Genomic DNA, 22,636 nt, shown 5'->3' with positions numbered 1-22,636 from the left:
AACCTCGTCCTAGTCAATTTCCTTAAGTTTACCATTATCATCGCAATAAAGCTTAGTTGCCGGATATTCCGGAATAGCGATATCCTTTGCTGCTTCGCTTTCAGTGCAACGACGGTATGCCCAGCCATGGAGCTTGCCGAACAAAGCGTACTGGTAGCTGATTGCGAAAGTATCCACAGGAACAGCCTTCAAAGCAGCCAGGTCATCTTCAGTGTCCCAGAAGTTGAACAGACGGAGTCTAGTCATCTTGTTAGGAGCAATAGCGCCTTCGACAGTCTTGGGAGAAGTCTTAACACCCTTGACGGCATAAGTCGTATCGCTGATAACGACGGACTTGTCCTTACCTTCTTCACAGGGTTCGTCGATCATTGCATGAACAACGGAGATTACAGGAGGTTTAACCTTGTTGTTATAGACAATCTTCTTGTCTACGTTGCAAAGGTTCAAGGTGAGGACCTTGGAAGAATCCAAGGTTCTAGTACCTTCAGCGGAATCCTTCACATAGGCATAGACTTCAACGGCCACAGTGTCTTCAACTTCCTTGGAAGACATATCTTCTTCGTAATCGGCTTCAGAATAGCCACCGACATACGGATCCAGATAGAGTTCCTTCAAGGTTTCTGCGTTAGCGTCGAAAGCGTTGATATCGGCGGTCTTTGCTTCAGCGTCGATAGTCAGAGCCTTGTTGTAGTCGTTAACGTAATCCTTAAGCTGCAGGTAACGCAGACCAGGATGAATAGCCATGTATTCGTCATTGCTGAAATCAGCCGGAAGGTTTTCGCTATAAGCTTCTTCTTCGCTGATATCCATGGAGGAGCAGCCAAACATTGCGGCAGCAGCTGCAACAGAGAACAAAAGTTTAAAGTTTTTCATTGCAACACCTCTTAGAAGTTGACCGTTACATCGGCAATGATAACGTTCTTGTCAATGGAAAGTTCGTCGTTCGGCATACCCGGGACCAAGGAGCCCAAGGTCAGCTTGTCGCCCAACATACCATACTGAACAGATACGTAGGAGTTGGGAGTAATCTTTACGCGCGGACCAGCAAGCAACAAGGTTTCTTCGGTCTTATAGATTCTTGCATCACCGATAACCAGCGGCTTGCCAAATTCCTTAGCAGAAGAATGGAAACCACCGATGAGGGATACAGGACCGTAGATATCCAAGGAGAGACCGGCCATCATGCGGTTTGTTGCACGCTTGAGGAAGGCGCTTTCTTCGGTATGATCATAGGAGAGTTGCATCTTGATCTTGCGTTCAAGAACCGGGATGAAGCGGCCGATGTCAAGGGAGAGACCGATGCCGTAACGCATGTAGTCGTTGGATTCCTGAACGTTGTCGCCGTTAGCATCCAAGACTGCAACACCGTTGTCGTCGTAAGAGTCTGCTGCAGATTCGTTCATCATAGCAAAGACTGCGTTAACTTCAAGAGCGTCGTTCCAGGAGAAGTTCAGGTTCATCATCAAACCACTGCGATCCGGAGTGGAAAGGCCATAAGGCATTTCCATGTTGGAAGACGGATCCATGTTGAGGAGAGCCTTCTGAATTTCATAGCGCTTCATCACGTCGGCCTTGTAGCCGTTACGGTAGAAGTGAGCGTTCTTGTAGTTGTTGTACAAACGAGAGTAGAGGTAGGACTTGTTTTCACCTTCGGAAGACAAGGCATTCTTACTTTCGGTGCTCAGCAAGTTGCTTGCGTTCAACGGATTGGAATTATATACTGCGAAGTACATGTTTTCCAAGCTGGACATGCCAAAGTTGTTCACAAGGTTTGTATAGACATCGTTGCTGTAGAATGCGTTGGCATTCAAGATGGTTGCAGAACCGCGGTAAACCGGGCTGGAAGCCATTTCAGACCAGAAGTCCTTATCGTTCTGCACGTAGGTAACCTTCAAGTCGCTCTTAATACCGGCGAGGTCCACAGTAGCGTAGGGCTGCACATAGAAAGCAGTACCGCTATTGTCAGCAACCTTCTCCTGCTTTGCCACAGTTTCGTAGGAAGTCTGAACCTGAATATAGGTTGCAGAGTCACCTTCGATTTCAGTCGGCATCACAGCGTACTTCTTCTTATCGGCATGGATAAGGAATTCTCTTTCGTTAGCCCAGGAGGACATTGCAAATTCGCCATTCAAACCGACGGTGAACGGCAAGCTCGGCAAGAGAGTCTTGCTGTCGAAGCCGAGTTCCACAGAGAGAACGGAATTGTCTTCGATGGAAACGGTATCACCGTCCTGCAAACGAGTGCGGATGCCCAACTGACGGTCAAATACATCGGTGTAGTTCACGCCGAGCTTTGCGCCAAAGGCTTCAGCACCAGCACGCAAACCGTAGAAGTAACGGTCGGCGTAGTCGAAGTCAAAGAACACCTGGTCAGCCTTCTTAGCGGCATTACGCATACGGGCGCCAGTGACCTGAGCATGGATATCGCTCAAGGGACCAACCTGGCCGCTATGGTAATCCACATTCAAACCCTGCATCAGGCGAGCAGAAGTGGTATCCAGGTTGCGCTGAGCCAAAGCTTCAACGCGCTTCTGGGCAAAGACTTCAGGTTCCTGAAGGAGCAGCTGCTGCGGGGTGTACAAGGTATACGGGGTGTAACCGACACGCATATAGCCCAAGTTAAAGTCTACATGCTTATTCAGGATCTTGCCGTCGTAAGAGAACCAGTGACCAATAACCGGGTTATTATTTTCATCGTAAGCACTCTGCCAATCCTTGTGAAGGCGGAGTTCTGCGCGGATTTCAGTTTCGGCACTCGGACGTGCGGTAAAAACAAGGTTTGCATCACTGAATGCCTGGCTTTCCTGAGTCGGAGAGTCTGCATGATACATATCAGAGTTGGACATGGAAGTAAGAACACCAGCCTTTGCGGTACCGTTGATCTTAAGTCCAAGAACGGCTGCGTTCAGGGAGTCCAGCTTTTCAAGCAGGGATTTCTGCTGCACCTGAACGTCTTCTTCAGCGAATGCTGTAGTGGAGAGCAGAAGTGCAGAAGCAAGACCGAAAATAGAAAGATTCTTATTAAACATCATATTCGCACCCTCCCATTAAAATTCCACATTAAGGGAAGCTTCGAGGATAGACTGAGAGAACTCATGCTTGAAAGTTCCACCAGCATCCTTGTTTACGTCGTAGTAGTTGGGCAAGGTGATTGCGTTCTCTGCAGAACCAGCTGCAACTACATTGGAGGTATTATACTCATTAGCAACGGAAATCATACCGTAGTTAATGGCGAGCCATGCGTGAGGAGCAATGTTGTAGTCGAGACCGACCATCCACTGCATCTGATTGCCCTTCATGAGAGGAGCAAGCTGACCAGACTGAGCCTGGGCAAAGTCGCTAAATTCGGTATTGATCATCTGGAAGCCAAGGTTTACACCAAGGCGAGGCAGGTACTGAACATACACGCCTGCGTTGATGAAGTCACTCTTGAGTTCAGAAGTGCCATCGAGCTGACCCTGGGTTGCCCAGCCGTCGGTTTCCATGGTACGTTCAGAGTGCTTATAGGAACCAGAAATTTCGAGGGGCTTGCTGAAGCCGAGAATCTTGAAGACATCGACCTTAGCACCGGCGCCGAATTCCATAAAGGTTGCAGACTTGAAGCTCAATTCAACCGGAGCGCCAAGGGCGTCAACAGACTGGACGCTCAGCGGGGTAACATGCTGGAAGACGCTGACCAAACCCTGAACTTCTGCGAAGTCCTTGAAGTTTGCGGTCAGCACGCCGCGACCACCCACGCGGTTTGCAGTAGCAAGGCCATTGGGCAAGGCAAGCTGCAAGGCCGGATCAGACAAGGTTTCGAGGAGAGCCAACTGAGCCTTGGAATAGACGTTGGTAGTCCAGGAATTCTTGTTGTACGGAGCTACGTCGTAGCTGTAGTCGTCATGACCCTTGAATGCGTTGTCGTCGGTACCCATGGTGGTTGCCACCGGGGAGAACTTCGGAGCAAAGTTATAAAGAGCATCGAAGGAAGAATAGAGCGGAGCATTAACACCATACTTTGCAGTCTGATGAACTTCGCCGTCAATATTCTGCTGATCCTTGTCAGAGTTCATAATTCGCTGAGCAAAGAAGGAAGGGGACTGAGCAAGATTGTTAAACCAATCCTTATCGTTGTAAACAACGTCTACAGCGAGGTTTACACCCCAGGAATCAGTCTTGTAACCAACGTTTGCATCAACCAAGAGGGCCATGCCACTTACACTTTCTTCATTGCGAGTCATGTAAGGAAGACCTTCAGTGTTCAAAGCGAAGTTTCCGTTACCATCCAAAGCCCATGCAGAATCATAGACTGCATCGTTGGAAAGGGCGACTTCAGCCATCAAGTCAAGCACAAGGTTCTTGTTGTTCAGGATGCCAGCAATATCGCCACCGGCACGAACACTTGCGACCATAGTCTTCTGCGGATCACTTTCGTAGGGGTTGATAGCCTGCATTTCGTACGGTTCCGTAGTCACTTCATCCGGATGGCGGTAAGTGTAGGAACGGGAATCTTCGTTGTCGAAGATGTACATTGCAGTTGCGCCCAAGTAAGCGGATCTGTTAAGCGGCAACCATTCGAGGTTAGCGGAAGCCAACCACTTATCCATATTGGATGCCTGAGAAGAACCCGGAACGGTATCGTTCGGAAGGATGTTACCTTCTGCACCACCAAGGTCCAGAACAGAAGTGCGGTTCAAGCGAGCAAAGATGCCTTCAGCACGAACTTCACCAGGAACAGCGCCAAGATTCTGGCGGAACTGGAGGTTCACACCCTGCAGGTTACGCTGGTTGCCTTCAAGCATCTGCTGCTGCTGGGCCATGTAGCGCTGACGGGCGAAAATCTGAGCTTCGTACATGATATCGACACCCGGAGTGAACAAGGTCAGCGGAGAATACTGCTGACGGAAGTCACCCACGATCCAGTGGAAGTTGTTGCCGATATTGCCCTGGATGTCAATCCAAGGTACGGAAATCGTCTTTGCTGCGGCAGCGAAGTATTCCTGCATGCCAGCGCCCAAACGGAGAGTCATGTTTGCGCGAACGTTTTCGAAAGGACGGAAACCGAAGTTAATGTCGGCATCAACAAATTCATCCTTTTCCACGTTCGGAAGCTTATTCAGACCGGTAGGATCCTGTTCTGTGCTAAAGGAAGTGGACTGAGCTACGGCACGGATGCTTCCGGTAACTTCAAGGCCACGCTTAGCATTGATGGAGTCAACCTTGCTTTCCAACAGTTCCTGGTTCTCTGCGACAGAAGCAGCAGAGGCGACTGCAGAAGCTGTAAGGAGAGCAGCAAAAGTCTTTTTCATATTCATAGTCTTTTTCATTTCAGCACCCCCGATTAGAACCAAGCCTTAACTTCGGCGGAAATGTAGTGAGAATGCCAATCATTAGCAGAAATAACTTCATCGGAATGAGTCATGAACTTGTAACGGGCATGCAGACCGACGCGGTCAGAGAAGTCCCAATCAAAGCCGATACCCAGAGCGGTTTCCAAGTAGTTGATCGGAGCCTTTCTCTGGAAGCTCTTGGAGTAGTTGTCGTAAAGGACACCCTTCTTGATGGTGGAGTAGTATGCTTCGGAAACGTAAGCATTTTCTGCACGGAAGGTTTCAAGACCCAGGATACCAACCATGTGGAAGGTCGGAGTCACAGCAACAGACGGTTCAAACTGACCGAAGAAGCTCCACAACAGCATGTCATCCTGCTTTTCGCTAAAGGCGAGCGGAGTGAAGGAAGTGGAAACACCGGAGAGAGCAGCATAACCAGTCATCATGATAGTGCGATCGGTACCGAACCAGCCGCCAATATCATAACCACCCATGAAGGAGAGGTAGGAAGACCACTTGGCGTGAGACGGAACTTCACCCTTCTGGATCTGGTCAGCACTTTCGTATGCAACGAAGGATTCCCACATTTCCCAGGTACCACCATAGAGACCACCCTGCTGACGATACTGCTTGATGCCTTCGCCAGAAGGAATCATAGTACCAGTACGGGCAATGTAGCCAGAACCATCGGCATTACCGGAGTCAGCAATGAAGAGCGGCTTATGCTTGGTCCAGGAATTGGAGCTTTCCCAAATGCTACGGCCATTCAAGCGATAGTTAAAGGAAATCACATCCTGACCTTCTTCGACCTGACGGTGCTGACCGTACTGGACGTCAAAGTAACCGCGGTTGAAGGTGGGTTCCAACTTGAAGTTGATACCAGCCATGTTGGGGCTGTAACGCATGGAACCACCATTCAGGTAGAATTCATCCTTGCGCCATGCAGCGAAACGAGACGGGTTGGTCAAGGAATACGGAGAGTAGAATTCCTTCGGCAAGTAGATGGCTTCCACAGTCATCGGCCAGCCTTCAATGTACTTGCTCTGAGCCTTGACATAGACACCAACCTGCGGTTTGTTCATGCTCTTATGGTAAGCGTCGGCGAGGTAACCAGAAGACGGGTTGTTTTCGTTATAGCCGGCAGCATCAGTTACACGGTCGAATCTTACAGAGTCGGTCATGCTGACGCCCACATCAGCCATCACATAGAGTTTCGGGGTGATGTTACCCTTGAAGTCAATAGAAGCGGTATGGGAATTCAGGATAGTCGGACCGACCTTGGAGTAGTTGATCCACTGGTTACGGAATTCATCCTCATAGATAATGTCGTTGTCAAATACGACACCCATGTAGTTCAAACCAACGGTTAAGTTGTCCGCAATCTTTTCCTTTGCAAGACGACCGCTGTAGACAGAACCACGGAAGTCGTAACCACCGGACATTTCAAGTTCACCAGGCTGACCACCGTAGATGCGGAGACCATCACGGGTAGCGATGTCTGCATCAGCCGGCTGAGACAAGAGGAACTGAGCCTTCAAGTCGAACGGCAACTGGTAGACGTTTGCGAAGACACCACCGAAGGAACGGTTGGTCCAGAATGCACGGCCACCTTCCTTGACAGGCTTAAAGACCTTTTCCTTATAGTAGGTACTTACAGTCTTTTCATCTTCGAACAATTCATACTGCCAAGCGAAACGCGGGTTGGTTTCACGTTCCCACATGGTAAGCGGAGAGGAGTTTGCCCAGATAACACCACCTGCAGTGACGTATGCACCGAAGACACCAGCACGGATGTCAACGCCGAAGTTCATTTCTTCGTTGATGGTTGCTGCATAGTAGTCGGTGGAGTGGTCAAACTGAACACGTTCGTCGTGAGTCGGGACGTCTGTCGGCTGGCTACCGAGGTAGTTGGTATAAAGACCAGACAGATCGAACGGCAAGGACAGGTTAGTCCACAAGGTCATGTAGGAGTTGGGCATAGCCACAATGTTCACGTTCAAGACAGCGTCCACTGCAGTGCGAGCCAAGTCGTTACGGACATAGGGGCTCGGTTCAGAGTAATGGAAGTTCTTGAGGCGGAAGGCCATGTAACCGGAGACTGCCAGGGGCAGATCGTCCTTACCCATGAGGGTGGATTCCATGTTTTCCACAAGACCATCGGTATTGTCTTCAACAGCAGCAATCTGAGCTGCGGGAGCCATTGTTGCAGGAGCACCGACCACAGGTGCCGGACCCTTCACAGAACCGGTGCTTGCCAGTTCCTTCTTGGGAGCTTCTTCAGCAGGAGCGGCTGCGGGAGCTTCTTCAACAGTGGAAACTTCTTCAACAGGAGCAACATCTTCTGCAGGTACGGAGTCTTCAGCAGAAGCAACATCCTCTGCAGGAGCTGCTTCTTCTACAGCTTCTTCAGCAGGAGCAGCCTCTTCAGTTGCTTCTACAGAACTTTCCGCTGCAACGGATTCGTCCTGGACAGTTTCATCCTCGTACTGGGCAAGAGCCAGAGACGAGCAGAGCAAAGTCGTAGCAATTATGGGTAATTTACGCATAAAACCTCTTAAATCTCGTTACGGAACGGATAGTTGGACGGACCTTCGTAGGCCTTGCCCTGCTTCTTAATGACGATATCGTCAAGCCAAACCTTGAAGGATTCGTTCTCGTCCTTACGAACTTCGATACGGAAACCCTTGAAGTTGGACCAGCTGAAAGGCAACATAACTTCGCGAGTGTTCTTGGCATCCCAGTACACACCGGTCTTACCAAAGAGCTTCAAAGGAATGCTGAAGCGCTTCCATTCTGTAGTAATTTCACCAAGGCTCTTGGAACGGAGCTTGACCTGCATGGATTCACCACCAGTCTTGACACCGTCGTCAACGAGCACGAACAAGGCGTTTTCGCCGCCCTGGGCGCCCTTGATCCAGAACTCGAGGACGCCTTCCTCGTAGTACGGTTCGAGGTTCACAGAACCTGCAATACAGATAGCCACACCGGAGTAGTCACTTGCGATAAGTTCAATTTCCATGGAAAGAGCACCTTCCATAGCAAACTTGTCGGTGAGAACCGGTTCCGGGTTTTCACGGGGATACTGGTAGGTATAGCCACCGCCACGAGGAATAGCTTCACGCATGACCACGGACACGACGTCCTTGTCCGGGCGGAAGGGCTTAGCCTGCTTAGTTTCAAAACGGGACTGGTCACGGTCGCGGTAGTCGCTAAACCCATAGCCAGCAAAAGAGAATGATGCCATCAGGAGTACGCCAAGGGCGCACAACCAACTTGCTTTATGCGGATTTGCTTTCATAATATCAAAAAGTCTCCAAATTCGGATATGCTACAATATAAATTGTTTTTTTAGTAGACGGAAAAGCGGCGTTCCAAAAAAGTTGCCATATATCACCATAACTCCCTTATTTTTCAGTAATTTAGCGCTTTTAGGCTGTTTTCTTCGGTATACACATTATTTTTTCAATACAGAACACCTTTCACTATAAAAAGTGTAATTTATCTTTGTAAACAACAATTTTACCTTTGAGGGCAAAATGAAAAGATTATTCCCGTTAGCACTTATTTTCAGCCTCGGTCTGATGGCTTGTGACCAAGGTGGCGGAAACCACACTCTTGCACAAAATCCGGAAGATCAGCCTGACACCACCAGGGTCGCGGTTCCCGTCGACTACTCCCTGGGTCGTGCAATGAACAAGCGTCTCGGCAAGGGTATCAATCTCGGCAACTCTTGGGATTCCAAGGGCAACAGTCTGGATTGCAGCTGGGGCAACTGCATTGAAGATGACGATTTCGCCGTCATCAAGGCTACCGGCTTCAACTCCGTACGCCTCCCGGTACGCTGGCAGTTCGACTCCGACTACAGCACTCATACGGTAGATGCAGAACGCCTGGCCGGCGTCAAGGAAGACATCAAGCTCGCTTTGGCCCAGGGGCTTGCAGTTATTGTCAACTTCCACCACTACGACGAATTGAACGATGCCTGCGGTAACTACGTAACAAATCCGCAAGCCTTCATTGACGAAAAGATGCACTTCCTTTCTCTCTGGAATCAAGTTTCAAAGGAAATGGAAGAATTCCCCGACAGCATGGTCGTTCTAGAAATCATTAACGAACCTACCTGTAAGTTCGCAAACCTTGTCGCCGAATTCGAATTGGACGCATACAAGGTCATCCGTGCAAACGCTCCCGGCAAGACTATCATGTTTGAAGCCTACCAGGCAGCAAAATTCGGCGAACTCGGTATGCTCGAATTGCCGGAAGACGGAAACATCATCTACACTGGCCACTATTACGAGCCCTATACATACTCTCACCAAGGCCACTCCTACAACTGCAGAGGCGACGAAGTATACGACGTGACTGCAGCCGCAGACTTTAGAAAGTACGTTGCCTTGGCACAAAAGCTCTACCCGGACGTAAACGGCGGACACGTTCCTATGAACATGAGTGAATTCGGTATTTCCGGTGGTGGTGACTTCGCCAACACATCAAAGTGCAACAACACTTACAACACCTTGCCGTCCGCAAAGATGAAGGCAAGATGGGCCAAGGAAGTCATCAAGATCGTGGAAGATTACGACATTTCCTGGCAGTACTGGGGATTCACTAAGGTTGGTGGTTTCGAAGCCTACAGCCGAAATGATGATTCTTGGTACGAAGGTTTCCCCGCAGCATTCGGTCTGTAGGATGCAAGAACGGGGTTAACCCCAGAATTTACGGGCGGATGATCGTGCCGCCCCAATGTTCATCGAAGAAGGCTTGGAACAATGGTTCCGGGCCTTTTTTCAGTTCCTCGATGACTTCAGCCATGGGGCGCTTGCCGCGGTAAAGTTCGCGGAAAGCCTTTTCAAAAAATTCAATACGTTCCTGGGGGAATTCCTCGGGATGGAGGCGCAAGGCGTGAAGGTTCAAGGCGCCGAAGCGTATCGGGGAACCGAAGGCCTTGCTGCAGGGCGGAACATCCTTGTCCACCTTGTAGGTTCCGCCCACGAAAGCGTAGGCGCCCACCTGATTGCGCTGCTGGATGGCGGTAACGCCACCGATAGTAGCAAATTCACCAATGCGAACATGGCCACCTAGCTGGCAGCCGTTGGCGATGACCACCCCACGGCCAATTTGACAATCATGCCCCACGTGAGAGTAAGCCATAATTAATACTTTGTCTGCAACGCGAGTACAGCCACCACCTTGAACAGTGCCACGGTTCAAAGTACAGTATTCACGGATGGTGCAGTTCTCCCCCACCTCAAGGCGGGTCGGTTCCCCGGCATACTTTAGATCCTGGGGAGGAGCGCCAAGAACAGCCCCGTCGAAAACACGTGTATTGGCGCCGATTTTTACACCGCCATAGACATGGACTCGGCTTTCCAATCGGACTCCCTCGCCAATTTCAGCCCCCTCGTCCACAAGACACCACGGGCCGATAAAGGTCGATTCGTGAACTTTTGCAGAGGGGTGAACAAATGCGGAAGGGTGAATCATGCCTTGAAAAGTAGCAAAAATGGATATAGTCAAGTCTAACGGACAGCCCTTTTTTCTAATTTTGGTTCACCATGGGTGGAATTCTCATTGCATGTTTAACGGCGATTTATACGCTTTTGTTCCTATTCTTCATTATAGGACTTATCCGCACGCGCCGTTACAAAGGTCCTAAGGCCACCCCCAGCGTATCCGTTGTGGTGCCCATGCGCAATGAAGAGGAATTCGCCCAGAGAACTTTGGAAGCCCTGGCCGAACAAGATTACGCCGGCGAATGGGAAGTCATTTGCGTAGACGACCGTTCCACCGACCGCACCAAGGAAATTCTCGAGAACTTCGCCAAGGACCATCCCAAGTTCCGCGTTCTTAGCCTCCCCCAGGACTTGCCCCAAATCGCAAGCCCCAAGAAGCGTGCCTTGGAAAGTGCATTCAAGATTGCCAAGAACGAAATCCTTTTGACCATGGATGCCGACTGCATTCCACGCAAGAGCTGGATTACCTCCATGGCTGGCCGCTTTGTGGACGGAATCTGCATCGTGCAAGGTCCGAAACAGAACAACGGCAGCCGCACCATGCCCCACCTTTTCCAGAAGTTGGAAACCTTGGGATACACCGCCATGGAAGGGGCCGGATTCAGCTGGGGTCACCCCATTGTGGCTAGCGCCGCATGCCTCGCCTACAAAAAGGAACTTTTCTTCGAAGTGGGCGGATTCGGCGACCTGATCAATTTAAGTAGCGGTGACGACGACATGCTCATCCACAAGATGATGAAAATCCCCGGCACCAAGGTCTGCTACAACCTGGACAAGGACGCTGTTATTGAAACCGCCCCTGTGGACACCTGGAAGCAATTGTTCAACCAGCGCGCCCGCTGGAGCAGCAACGGCACCAGCTACGAAAGCAAGGCCTACATCTTCCTGCTGACCTTGATTTACACCTACTACATCTGGATGTTCATCAGTCCGTGGTGCGTATTGCTTCTGGATTGTCCTTGGCAGTGGTGCGTATTCTCCATCCTGCCGAAGATTATCGTGGACTTTGTGTTCCTGAGCATCGCCGCAGCAAAGCTCCACGCCAAACGCCAGATGTTCGCTTTCATCCCTACCGAACTGATTCAAATTCCGATGATCGTGTTCTGCGTTCCCGCAGGCATCACCGGCTTGTTCCGCTGGAAATAAAAATCCAAGAGGCGGAGCGTTTCCCTATGCGGAAAGTTCTGCCTTAGCCCAGGCAAGGGCAGCGTCGGCGTTCGTCAATTCGCCATCCAGCTGGAGTTCGAAACTCTTCTTGATAATCTCGCCCATCTGCTTGCCCGGCTTTACACCGAGATCAATAAGCATTTTTCCTGTGAGGAAAGGCTGCGGAGCGACGTTAAGAACGCCAAGGGATTCCGCGGCGCCCCAAAGGTCTTCCGCGAAGGAGGCGGACTTGAACTGAGTTTTCGGGGTGGATTTTACCAGCAAGGCCAAAAGCTTCAATCCATCCAGACGAACCGCAAGGCGGCGCAGCACTGGAGCCGCCGGAACCGTTTCATAATTCAGTTCGCTGTAGCATTTCAGAATTTCAGGGACCTTGCGCACCAGATGAATTTCATTTGTAATGCGGGCAAGGAACTTGTTGGCAAGCGCCTTCACATCTTCACAACCGTTACCTGGGAAAGCATTTCCAGAAAGCAACGCGGCAAAGGCTAGTTCCGCGGCTTCTTCATCCGTCAAGCCCTTTCTGCAGCCAACCATGGCGTCAAGAAGTTCACCGGAGGTATTCACTTCAGGAAAGTACTCATCCAGTTTAATGTCAATGAAAGCCTTCAAACCGAGAGACGGCTTACCCGGCTTCAAAAGCCATTTCTTGAATTCTTCGAAAAGACGTTCAATGCTCAAGTCATCCAGCGAAAGGGTGCGGCACATCTCCACTGTTTCTGGAGCAAGGTTCAAGGCGAATCGGCTGGCAAACTGAACACCGCGAAGAATACGCAAGGAATCTTCCGCAAAAGCAGGCCCCACATGACGCAAGCAGCGAGACTTCAAGTCATCAATGCCACCGTAAGGATCGCAAAGCTTCAAGTCGGGCAGTTCCATACCCATGGCATTAATCGTAAAGTCACGGCGTAGGGCGGCTTCCTTGAAACTAAGCTTAGCATCGGTCTTTACCACAAACCCTTTATGGCCATAGCCCACCTTGCTTTCTGTACGGGGAAACGAAAAGTCCAGTGACTCACCCTTCATAGAAAGATGGATGACACCAAAAGCCTTTCCTACCAAATTTGTCTTACCATATTTGGACAAAATAGGAAGCAACTGATCCTGTTCAAGATCGTAAACTTCGACATCGTAGTCGCGGCAATTTTTTCCAAGAAGCGCATCGCGAACCCAGCCACCCACCAGATAGGCACGGCCACCGGCTGCAATAATATCGTCTGCAATTTTCAGCAGGCGCTTCGGAAGTTCCGGTTCAAAATTTTCACCAGCAAGAGTTTGCACAATAGCCATCAATAAGCCCTATTACTGGAAGTTGGAAGCATCGTCGGCAGATGTATCGGGACTAGCCTCCCCATTCTTGTTGGAATAGCGGTCGTAAATACTTTCGGTTTTCACGCCAGACGAATCCTGCAATGCTTCGGAAACAGAAACTTCCCTGGCAGAATCTCCAGAAGTTGTATCACTTGCAGCATAGCGATCGTAAATGCTTTGGCGGGAGGCCGCATCGGCTCCCCTCTTCTGGGCTTCCTCATCGCGGCAGGTCCTAAGTTCCTCTTCCATATAGGCACGCTGGTCCGGAGAATAAGTCATGGTATTCAAACGGTATTCGATTTCTTCACATACCAAACCCTGGCGTTCGCCTGCACAGGACACCAGGGAAAGCACTAAGGCAACAACGCAAAATCCAAAAAACTTATTCATAAAAACCTTCTAGTGGATGATAATGAATTTTCCCTTCTTCGACTTGGAAGGAGTATTCACAACGTAATAATAGACTCCGGGAGCAACAAAACGTTGGTCTCGACCCTTTCCGTACCATTCCAGCTTACCACCAACAATCTCGTCATTACTAAAGGAGCGGATCAATGCGCCACCCTTGTTGTAAATGCTTACCGTCGCATTTTCTGCAATGTTTGCAATTGTGAAGTAACCATGAATTTTAGGTCTAAACGGAATAGGGAATGCCTTTACATCAACATCGGCAGAATCCGTCATATTTTTCTTTGCACTCAAGAAATCATTGCGTCTATAGCAGGAGGCGCCGTTCTCATGAGCAAAGCAGCCTACGCCCAGAACAGGGTCGATGGCAACATCACGAACATCATCCTTGAACAAGCCGTTCTTTGTCGTGAAACGGATAACGGAAAGCGTGTCTGGAGATTTTCCCTTCTGCGACAATCTGTAAACGCCCTGGTTAGAAGTTCCCGTCCACAGGTTACCATGAGCATCAGCTTCGATGGACGAGAAGTCCGCGCCGCGCAAGCCATTAATGGACAACGGAGAATACAGGGTATCCTGTTCATCGTCGTAATAGAACAGGTTTGTAGAAGAAACCATCCAGATACGCTTGCCTATAGAATCATAGGCAACGTCAACAATCGGAGGTGTAACGCCGCCAATCGTTCTCACGGAGTCAATTACGATTTCATTGCCTCGAGACTTTGGGGAGCGGAAACGGATAATATCAAAGCTACCATTGTCAGAACCAAGACCTTCCTTGGCTCCCATGTACACGACCCAGGAACCATTTTCGTCAATGGTAGAATACATCGGTCCACCCGTAGAGAACACAGAGTCAACCTGAGCGCAGTGGACTTCGCCCTTCTTCGTGAAATAGGCCAAGGTATAGCCGCCTCGCTTTTCAGCAGGTCCTATAACCGCAGTAAGGAATCCAGAACCGTCGGGAGCCGGAGTGGAGCCAATAGCAATCGTCCAACCTGCGGCAAAATTTTCGTAGCAGTAGTTGTCCTTAGACAAGAAGGAATGTTCCACGGAACCCGCATTCTGAGAAAGAATGAAGAAACCCAGCCCCCAGACATGGAAGAAGGAAGTTCCATCGGGCAATATAGAAAGTACCTTTAACCGGTGGTCCTTTGTAGCACCATCACTACCCTTTCCACCAAAGAACGGGGAGACGTTCCAAATACTGCCATCGCTTACGGCGATTTTTCCTTTTACGGACGCACCTAGGAAACCGCCCCTGGGCATTGCAGCTATTTCATAAAGGCCTTCCAGCTGGAAATCTTTTTGATAGGCAAGATTTTCAACTTCACCATCTTTTTCAAAGTCGATGCTGTAGTCGGTTATTTTATACTTGCCTTTCTTGGTAGAAATGGTCCACAAGGAATCACGCAGCTTCAAATCCTTGTTGTCCTTGTAATCGTCCACCAAATCCCATGATTCAGGATCAGCTAGGCGGGTATCAGAACGAATACCGTCCCAGTCCATTAGACGCGCGTACACCTCATCATTCTTAAGGCGAACATACAGCGAATCATTATGAACGGCAACACGGACAATACCATCCGTAGCAAGCTTTCTTGGGCCGACTCGGTTTATGGTCAGGATAGAGGAAGCGGATTCAATGTCAAAGAATGCCAAACGATCTTCAAAGCCAATCACAAGAAGAGCGCCTGCGCCTACAGTCGCACCGGGAACTGCACGAGCCGAATTTTGCACATAGGATCGGTTCAGTACCTGCCACGCCCTTTTCGCCTCGTGAAAAACCGCAACCTGTCCAAATTCCGAAATGGCAAAAATTCCAATTCCCGTAGATGCAATGGCGTAAATTTCAGAAGTTTCCAGACCATCTTCAGAATGGTAGGTCACATCCTCCTTCGGGGTTCTATAGCGGACGCCTCCGGCAGTGGCAAGAAGCACTCCGTTTTCATAGGGCACACCGTCTCGTATAGGATAAGGATACGAGAAGGACCACCAGACATCAAATGCGGCAGCCTCCGAAACACAAAGAAGAATAGCGATGATATACGAGAAAAACTTCACACTGAAAAATTACGAAATTTACCCAGCCTTTGTTAGCAACTTTTTCAAAATAAGCGTCAGAGCATCGTTCTTTTCAAGAAAATTGTTGATGTCCCTCCTTTTTTTCTGCATTTTCAAAAATGCTTTCTGTCTTCTTTTCGTAAAGCCTCGTCTTGAGACCTGTTGTGAAACGCAAGCCTCATCCAAGGATACCCCTTCCAAGAAAGTCAATTCAACGGAAGCTCTTTCACGGGCATTCAGTTCCGACATGAGGAAATACAATTCTTTTTCAGCATCCGCTTGCCCTGCCTCGTCATTGAAATGCACCGAGGCACTGGCAGGAATTACATCGTAGGGGATTCCATTCTCGGCTAGGCAAGAAAAGGAAGTTTCCCGGAACCGACGACGAAACTGATCGCAATAGGCATTCTTTACGACCACCGAAAACCAGCAAGCCATCGGTTCATCCAAATTCAAGGAATGCGCCGATTTGCAGAATTTTAAGGCGACATCTTGAAAAAGGTCCTTCGCAACCTCAATGGAATTACTCCTCCGAGAGCAAAGTTTATAGATTTGTGTTGCGTTTTCCTTCCAAACGCGTTCTAGTTTTTGATTTAGTTCTGTTAAAATTCCTTGTTTAGGCATATAGTAAACACGAGAATTTTGACAGCGGTCTTTCAGTTGGGTTCTAATTTATGAAAATGAACACGAAAAAACAGACCTTAAAAAATTTTGCAAACAACTGTTTGCAAAATGCATTGATGTTGGCTTTTTTTCTTATCCTACCCTTGACAACCTATGCGCAGGAATTCAACATGAACAGCATGCCTCCTCCGGACATGTGGATGGATTATTCTACCGGCGCGCTGAGCAAGGATTCCAAGCTGATTGTGAACATCGTCATTCCTGACAACTGGCATGTAAACGCCAATGTCGCTGCCGATGAATTTCTGAAGCCTTCCTCCATTGATGTGGAGGCACAAGGTATCAAGTTCGGCGAACCCAAGTGGCCTACCGCCATCAAGGAATACAGCGAAGCCCTGGATTTGGAGAACCTGGTATTCCGCGGAAACTTCCAGGTGGAACTTCCCATTGAATCTGTCGAAGATGGCTACGATAGTACCACTACCAAGGTGACATTCCATTACCAGGCCTGCGACAATTCCATCTGCCTCGCTCCTGCAGAAAAGACTATTGACATCAAGGGCATGAGCCTTGGTTCCGTAAAAAAAAACGATGGTGAGAAATTCGCCATAGCTTTCGATGATGAAGCTAAGGAAAATACAGACTCAACCGCCGCGACCGTCGCGACAACTCCAGCAAGTTCTGAAGCCGAGCCCGTAACAAATGAAGAGAACGGTCCCGCCGCCGGCACGCTTGCCCTATTGCTGTTCGCCTTGCTCGGCGGTGCAATCCTGAACTTGATGCCCTGCGTGTTGCCGGTACTTTCCCTCAAGCTCTTCAGCCTCATCAAGCAGGCTGGCGAAAGCCGCGGTAGACTTCTCGCATTAGGCGTTAGCACTGCAGCAGGCATCCTCGTCAGTTTCTGGGTGCTGGCAGCCATCATCACCATCATCAAGATCGGCGGCGGCAATGCAGGCTGGGGCATGCAATTCCAAAGCGCAGGCTTTATCGCCTTTATGGTGGTGATCCTTTCCGCATTCGCCATGAGTTTCTTCGGCGTATTCGAAGTATGGCTTCCCTGGGGCGCCACCACCAAGATGGACGCCGCCGGTCAAAAGTCTGGCCTTGTTGGCGCCTTCTTCACAGGCGCATTGCTGGTACTCTTGAGCACCCCCTGCTCCGCACCCTTCCTCGGTACCGCCATGGGCTTCGCCTTTACCGCTAGCGCCCCGGTGCTGTTTCTGTTCTTTACTGCCGCAGGCCTGGGACTTGCAGCCCCCTACCTTTTAGTCAGTGCCTTCCCTAGTATGCTCAAGGTTTTGCCCAAGCCGGGCGCCTGGATGGTGAAGCTGCAGAAGATAATGGGCGCATTGCTTTTGGCAACCGTCGTATGGCTCCTCTGGATTGTAAATGAACAAGCCGGCGGCGTAGGCGTCGGTATCTTCGCAGTTGTCGCAGTACTTTCCATCGCAGCAAGCGTAGCCTTGGGCAAGATCGCCCCGCCAGGCGTCGCCTTCATTCGCGAAATCGGCGTAGCTGTTGGCGCCGCAGCGGTCTTATTTATTGCATGGTTCGGAATTCTCGCTCCACGCTACGAAGCTGAAGTGCAGTTCCGCTTTGACGCCCGCATGGCGGAACAGATGACGGAAGACGGTTGGTACCGTTACAGCCCCGCCCTCATTGAAGAAATGGCAAAGGCCGGACGCACCGTATTCATCGATGTTTCCGCCGACTGGTGCATTACCTGTAAGGCTAACGAGGCCGCCGTCCTGAACCGCGAAGACTTTACCCGCGCCATGGATAGCCTGAACGTAGCCCGCGTGAAAGCTGACTGGACCCGCGAAACTCCCGACGTGAACGCCCTCCTCCGCAGCCTAGGAAAATCCGGCGTGCCCGCCTATGCCATCTACCCCAAGGGTGACGCAGGCAAGCAAATCGTTCTGCCGGAACTTCTGACCACAGGCGCCATCGTGGAAAAGATTACAAAGTAATCCTAGTGGACGCGCAGATTTAAATTCGCTGTCTTTATAAAATCCGCATTAGAAAAGGCCCGCAAAATTGCGGACCTTTTTCTTATGCTTTCAAAATGCAAAGCGCTGAAAAAAATTAGCGTTTGCCTTCCTTCTTGTATCTCTCAATGCATTCCTGATAGAATTCGTAGGTCTGCTGGGCAATAGCCTTCCAGCTGAATACGTCTATCGCGCGCTTACGGCTTACTTCGCCCATCTTCTTTGCCATTTCGGGGTTTGCCAGAATAGTGTTCAGCTTGTTGGCGAAATCAGTCTGGAAAGCCTTCGGGTCGGCCGGTTCAAAATTGGTTTCAGAAACAGGCTTCAGGGGAACCAGGAAGCCAGTTTCGCCGTCCACGATGATTTCCGGAATGCCGCCCACAGCGCTACCCACAACAGGAGTACCGCAGCTCATGGCTTCCAGGTTGATGATGCCGAAAGGTTCATAGAGGGACGGAGTTGCAAAGACGGTAGCGTGGCTGTAGAGCACGCGGAGTTCCTCATGCGGAACCGGTTCCTGAATCCAGATAACGCCTTCGCGGGTCTTCTGGACTTCTTCGATGAGGGCCTTGCATTCGTCTGCAAGTTCCTGGGTGTCGGGAGCGCCTGCGCAAAGAACCACCTGAGCGTTCTTGTCGATCTGCGGGATAGCCTGGATCAGCTGGCTGATACCCTTCTGGCGGGTAATACGGCCCACGAACAGAACAAAAGGCTTATTCGGATCGACGCCCCACTTTTCGAGGATGCCGTTGCTGAAGGTCGGTGCATAGAAGTCCGGATCAATACCGTTATAAATCACCTTCACGCGATCTTCGGGAACGCCGTAAAGCTTCATTACGTCGCGCTTCATGCCCTGGCTCACAGCGATAACGCCATCAGCAGCTTCATAAGCAGTCTTTTCAATCCAGCAGCTCATGGCATAGCCGCCGTCACCCAGCTGTTCAGCCTTCCACGGACGGTGGGGTTCCAAGGAGTGGGTGGTAAGAATCAGCGGGCACTGCAGCAGGCGGGAAGCGAGAACGCCGCCAAAGTGGCTGTACCAGGTATGGCAATGGATAACGTCGATGTCATCCATGGTAGCAGCCCACTGGAGGTTAATATCCAGGGGCTTGAAAATCTTCTGGAAGCGGTCATCCTTCGGGTTCAGGCCCAGCTTACGGCTGAAACCAATTGCACGAATATTGTCGGCGTCATCGTTCTGCACGCCAAAGCAGCGGGCTTCCACATGGCAAAGCTTTGCCAATTCCTGAGTCAAAAACTTAACGTGAATACCGGCACCGCCATAGATTTCCGGCGGGAACTCGTTAGTAAGGATAGCTGCGTTCATAAATGTCTCCTAGAGGCGGAAATTCACCCGCCCTACGCTCTAATATATAACAAAAAAGATCCCTCGGCGTTCACCGAGAGATCTTAGGAGTGTGTTATGTAGGAATTCTAACTAACGGATTAGAAGTTCTTGCACTGACCCTTCCAGTTACCCTTAGCGCCCTGCCAAGTGTAAACCGGACCGTCGATATACTTACCGGTGGAACCGACAAAGTCTGCCTTACGGAAGTCTTCGCCGCCCAGGTGCCAACGCATCCAAGCAACAGTAGCAGCCTGACCATCCCACGGACCAGAACCATGGCCGTAGTTGTTGTTTTCCATACGGATCAAGCAAGCGGGAACCTTAACATCGCGGTTGTTGTAGTCGTTCTGTGCGTTCGGAGCTTCAGAACCAACTTCACCGTAGACGAGTGCGATAGTCTTGCCCATGCCGGTGGGAACCTGCTTTGCACCGTTACCACTGAAATCACCACTGTTATTCATGATAGCGGTAATGACACGCTTGTCCTTGATAAGAGCCTGTTCAGATTCAAGGCCGCCCATAGAGTGGCCAGAGCAACCAACCTTGGTGAAGTCAAGCTTGTTGTAAAGCGGGCCATTGGAATCCTTAGCCTTCTGTTCCAACCAGTTCAAAGCAGCAATTGCCTTGGAGCCATCACCAGGAGAGCTGCTAACAGCAATGACAACGAAGCCATGAGATGCGAGACGCTTGATCATGCCCGGATAATCTCCCGGAGGAGTGCCGCCACCCGGGCCCCAAACAACGATGCCGTGCTTCTGGGTGTCAGAAAGACGCTTCGGGTAGGAAAGAATTGCTCCACCATCCGGACCGGTGCGTTCAAGATATTCAACTTCCATATAGTCCTTATTTTCGTCGGTATCCGTTGCAAGGAAGATACCCTTCGGAGCTGCGGAAGAAGAAGACGGAATAACCTTTTCGGAAGAGCTGGACTTCGGAGCTGCAACACTGGAGCTGGAAGCAGCAACAGGCTTTTCACTAGAGCTGGAGATACCAGCAACGGGGCCAGCAATTTCACTGGAACTAGAAACGCCGGCAACGGGGCCAGCAATTTCGCTAGAGCTGGAGATACCAGCAATCGGGCCAGCAATTTCGCTGGAACTGGAAACACCTACATCAGGTGTGCCAGTTACATCACTAGAACTGGAAAGTTCGCCAATCGGATTCTGATCGGGGTTTGCGGGATTGGATTCATCACCGCAATTCACAAGAGCCAAAGCAGCCGCCACAACAACAGCCATCTTCAGAAATTTGGATTTCATTTAACTACTCCTTGTTTGTTTTACCCATACGCCAATAAATTAATTTGCGTAGCCCGCAATATTCCAAACCGCAATACAGTTGCTATGGACAATATGTCAAGAAAGTTAATTTGTATGCAACAAAGAAAATTTTACTACAACATCCAAACTTCAATCGTTGTAATTACAACGCATGCAAATGGACAAAAAACTTTTAACACAGCAAATTCTGTATACACAGGGATTTTTTTACAGTATACAGTACCGCGCCAGAAAATTTTTACACACTCAACGTTGTAATTACAAGACGGGCTGTCAATAATTTTTGGCCGTTGTAAAGCCCTTTTTTCGCACCAAAAATGAAATTCTTTTTTTCAAAAAATTTGAAAAAACTTGTATACAAAGATGCCCTGTATACACACAAGAAAAAAATCCTCGGCTATCACCGAGGATTTTCCATTATCAAAACCAGCTTTTCTACTTGGCAGAAATTTAGCGCAAGCGATCGTTTATGCTGGCCAAGAATTCTGCGCGGGTCTTTTCGTCAGTCTTAAAGCAACCCAAAAGCTGGGTGGTCACCATGGTGGCGCCCGGTTTCTTGATACCGCGCATGGTCATACACATATGGCTTGCTTCCAAAAGCACTGCGACGCCCTTAGGCTTCAATTCCTTCTGGATCAGTTCCGCAATCTGACGGGTCATGCGTTCCTGAATCTGGGGGAAGCGGGCATAGAACTCCACAACGCGAGGAATCTTGGAAAGGCCCACCACGCAATCGCCCGGAATGTAGGCCACATGGGCCTTACCAGTAAAAGGCAGGAAATGATGTTCGCACATGCTGGCGAAGGGAATGTTAGGCACCACGATCATTTCGTCATACTTTTCATGGAAGCGGGTCTTGAGAATATCCTCGGCCTTCTGTTCACCAGTGAGGCTACTCATGACTTCGGCATACATCTTTGCAACGCGCTTCGGAGTTTCTAGCAAACCTTCACGGTTCACATCTTCGCCCATGCCTTCAAGAATCATCTTGAAGCCGTCTTCCATTTTCTTAAAATCCATTGCCATAATTACTTTTCCAGCGGGAGCATCAAGATACGGGACTTGCGCTTATGATTGTAGTGATCGCGCTTGGACTTGGGAAGTTCTTCCACAGTACCATCCACAAATCCGAAATGGTAGAACCAGTCCAGAGCCTGGGTGGTCAGGAGGAACAACTTCTTGTAGCCCTTCATACGGCCCACTTCAATCAGGTGGCGAACGATAGCGTCGCCAATACCGGACTTGCGGTAGTTGGCGCTGACAGCGATGCCGGCCACTTCTGCAAAACCGTCCTCGAATTCATGGAGGGCGCCACAGCCGTGAATGCTGTTATCGATGCTGTACACCACGTAGTCCTTGAGCTTTTCGGAAATGCTTTCCTGGGTACGGGGCACAAGGAATCCCTTGTCGATGTAGTCCTGCATAATACGCAGAATATCGGGAATATCGTCCATGGTTGCCGGGCGGATACTGGAATACTGGTTGGCGTACACCATGGTACCGTCACCGCGGGCGGAAAACACTTCCTGAAGCAAGCTACCCTGGAATTCACCGCTAAGCAAATGGACACGGTTGGCGCCGGCCTTGCAGGCGTGAATGGCGTTCATCAGGTAGTCCATCT

General features: G+C 50.0%; 17 protein-coding genes. 3 read left to right on the top strand and 14 right to left on the bottom strand.

What is annotated here, in order from left to right:
* Positions 1–9 precede the first annotated feature (9 nt).
* Genes MJZ25_00085 through MJZ25_00065 form a run of 5 tightly spaced genes read right to left on the bottom strand, consistent with a single transcriptional unit; the run spans position 10 to position 8,610 of the window.
* Entirely contained in the window at positions 10–873 is an 864-nt protein-coding gene (locus MJZ25_00085; GenBank protein MCQ2122564.1) for a hypothetical protein, read from the bottom strand.
* 11 nt (positions 874–884) lie between these two features.
* Positions 885–3,032, bottom strand: coding sequence for a hypothetical protein (locus MJZ25_00080; GenBank protein ID MCQ2122563.1), 2,148 nt, complete (start codon positions 3,030–3,032; stop codon positions 885–887).
* Positions 3,033–3,047: 15 nt separating this feature from the next.
* Complete coding sequence (locus tag MJZ25_00075) at positions 3,048–5,309, bottom strand: hypothetical protein (GenBank protein ID MCQ2122562.1); 2,262 nt, start codon at positions 5,307–5,309, stop codon at positions 3,048–3,050.
* A gap of 14 nt (positions 5,310–5,323) precedes the next feature.
* The gene (locus MJZ25_00070; GenBank protein MCQ2122561.1) at positions 5,324–7,858 is read right to left on the bottom strand and encodes a hypothetical protein; all 2,535 of its coding nucleotides are present in this window, start codon (positions 7,856–7,858) and stop codon (positions 5,324–5,326) included.
* A gap of 8 nt (positions 7,859–7,866) precedes the next feature.
* The gene (locus tag MJZ25_00065; GenBank protein MCQ2122560.1) at positions 7,867–8,610 is read right to left on the bottom strand and encodes a sugar-binding protein; all 744 of its coding nucleotides are present in this window, start codon (positions 8,608–8,610) and stop codon (positions 7,867–7,869) included.
* A gap of 238 nt (positions 8,611–8,848) precedes the next feature.
* Here MJZ25_00065 and MJZ25_00060 point away from each other — a divergent pair, with 238 nt between their 5' ends.
* Complete coding sequence (locus tag MJZ25_00060) at positions 8,849–10,000, top strand: glycoside hydrolase family 5 protein (protein ID MCQ2122559.1); 1,152 nt, start codon at positions 8,849–8,851, stop codon at positions 9,998–10,000.
* A gap of 28 nt (positions 10,001–10,028) precedes the next feature.
* Here the strand turns inward: MJZ25_00060 and lpxA are convergent, their stop codons facing one another.
* Positions 10,029–10,796, bottom strand: coding sequence for an acyl-ACP--UDP-N-acetylglucosamine O-acyltransferase (lpxA, locus tag MJZ25_00055; protein MCQ2122558.1), 768 nt, complete (start codon positions 10,794–10,796; stop codon positions 10,029–10,031).
* 71 nt (positions 10,797–10,867) lie between these two features.
* Here lpxA and MJZ25_00050 point away from each other — a divergent pair, with 71 nt between their 5' ends.
* Entirely contained in the window at positions 10,868–11,971 is a 1,104-nt protein-coding gene (locus MJZ25_00050; protein MCQ2122557.1) for a glycosyltransferase, read from the top strand.
* 24 nt (positions 11,972–11,995) lie between these two features.
* Here the strand turns inward: MJZ25_00050 and MJZ25_00045 are convergent, their stop codons facing one another.
* The 4 genes from MJZ25_00045 to MJZ25_00030 are packed head-to-tail and all read right to left on the bottom strand — an operon-like array spanning position 11,996 to position 16,399.
* Entirely contained in the window at positions 11,996–13,282 is a 1,287-nt protein-coding gene (locus MJZ25_00045; protein ID MCQ2122556.1) for a CCA tRNA nucleotidyltransferase, read from the bottom strand.
* A gap of 12 nt (positions 13,283–13,294) precedes the next feature.
* A complete protein-coding gene (locus MJZ25_00040; protein MCQ2122555.1) occupies positions 13,295–13,693 on the bottom strand; it encodes a hypothetical protein in 399 nt (132 codons plus the stop codon).
* Between the two features lie 9 nt (positions 13,694–13,702).
* A complete protein-coding gene (locus MJZ25_00035; protein MCQ2122554.1) occupies positions 13,703–15,775 on the bottom strand; it encodes a hypothetical protein in 2,073 nt (690 codons plus the stop codon).
* A gap of 18 nt (positions 15,776–15,793) precedes the next feature.
* Entirely contained in the window at positions 15,794–16,399 is a 606-nt protein-coding gene (locus MJZ25_00030) for a sigma-70 family RNA polymerase sigma factor (protein ID MCQ2122553.1), read from the bottom strand.
* Positions 16,400–16,569: 170 nt separating this feature from the next.
* On the opposite strand from MJZ25_00030, the gene MJZ25_00025 reads away from it, so the two are divergent.
* Positions 16,570–18,369, top strand: a complete 1,800-nt coding sequence (locus MJZ25_00025) for a thioredoxin family protein (GenBank protein MCQ2122552.1) — start codon at positions 16,570–16,572, stop codon at positions 18,367–18,369.
* A gap of 115 nt (positions 18,370–18,484) precedes the next feature.
* Here the strand turns inward: MJZ25_00025 and glgA are convergent, their stop codons facing one another.
* The 4 genes from glgA to MJZ25_00005 all read right to left on the bottom strand — a co-directional run.
* The gene (gene glgA / locus MJZ25_00020) at positions 18,485–19,714 is read right to left on the bottom strand and encodes a glycogen synthase (GenBank protein ID MCQ2122551.1); all 1,230 of its coding nucleotides are present in this window, start codon (positions 19,712–19,714) and stop codon (positions 18,485–18,487) included.
* A gap of 119 nt (positions 19,715–19,833) precedes the next feature.
* Positions 19,834–20,994 (bottom strand): alpha/beta hydrolase, encoded by a 1,161-nt coding sequence (locus tag MJZ25_00015; GenBank protein ID MCQ2122550.1) that lies wholly within the window; start codon positions 20,992–20,994, stop codon positions 19,834–19,836.
* A gap of 471 nt (positions 20,995–21,465) precedes the next feature.
* Positions 21,466–22,035 carry a GTP cyclohydrolase I FolE gene (folE, locus tag MJZ25_00010; protein ID MCQ2122549.1) on the bottom strand — a complete coding sequence of 190 codons (570 nt, stop codon included), beginning with the start codon at positions 22,033–22,035 and terminating at the stop codon, positions 21,466–21,468.
* Between the two features lie 8 nt (positions 22,036–22,043).
* Positions 22,044–22,636, bottom strand: a 593-nt coding sequence (locus tag MJZ25_00005) for a GNAT family N-acetyltransferase (GenBank protein MCQ2122548.1), incomplete at its 5' end; no start/stop codon positions are given.

The sequence above is a fragment of the Fibrobacter sp. genome (assembly GCA_024399065.1).
GTDB lineage: Bacteria > Fibrobacterota > Fibrobacteria > Fibrobacterales > Fibrobacteraceae > Fibrobacter.
This window is presented reverse-complemented; position numbering and strand designations above follow the sequence as displayed.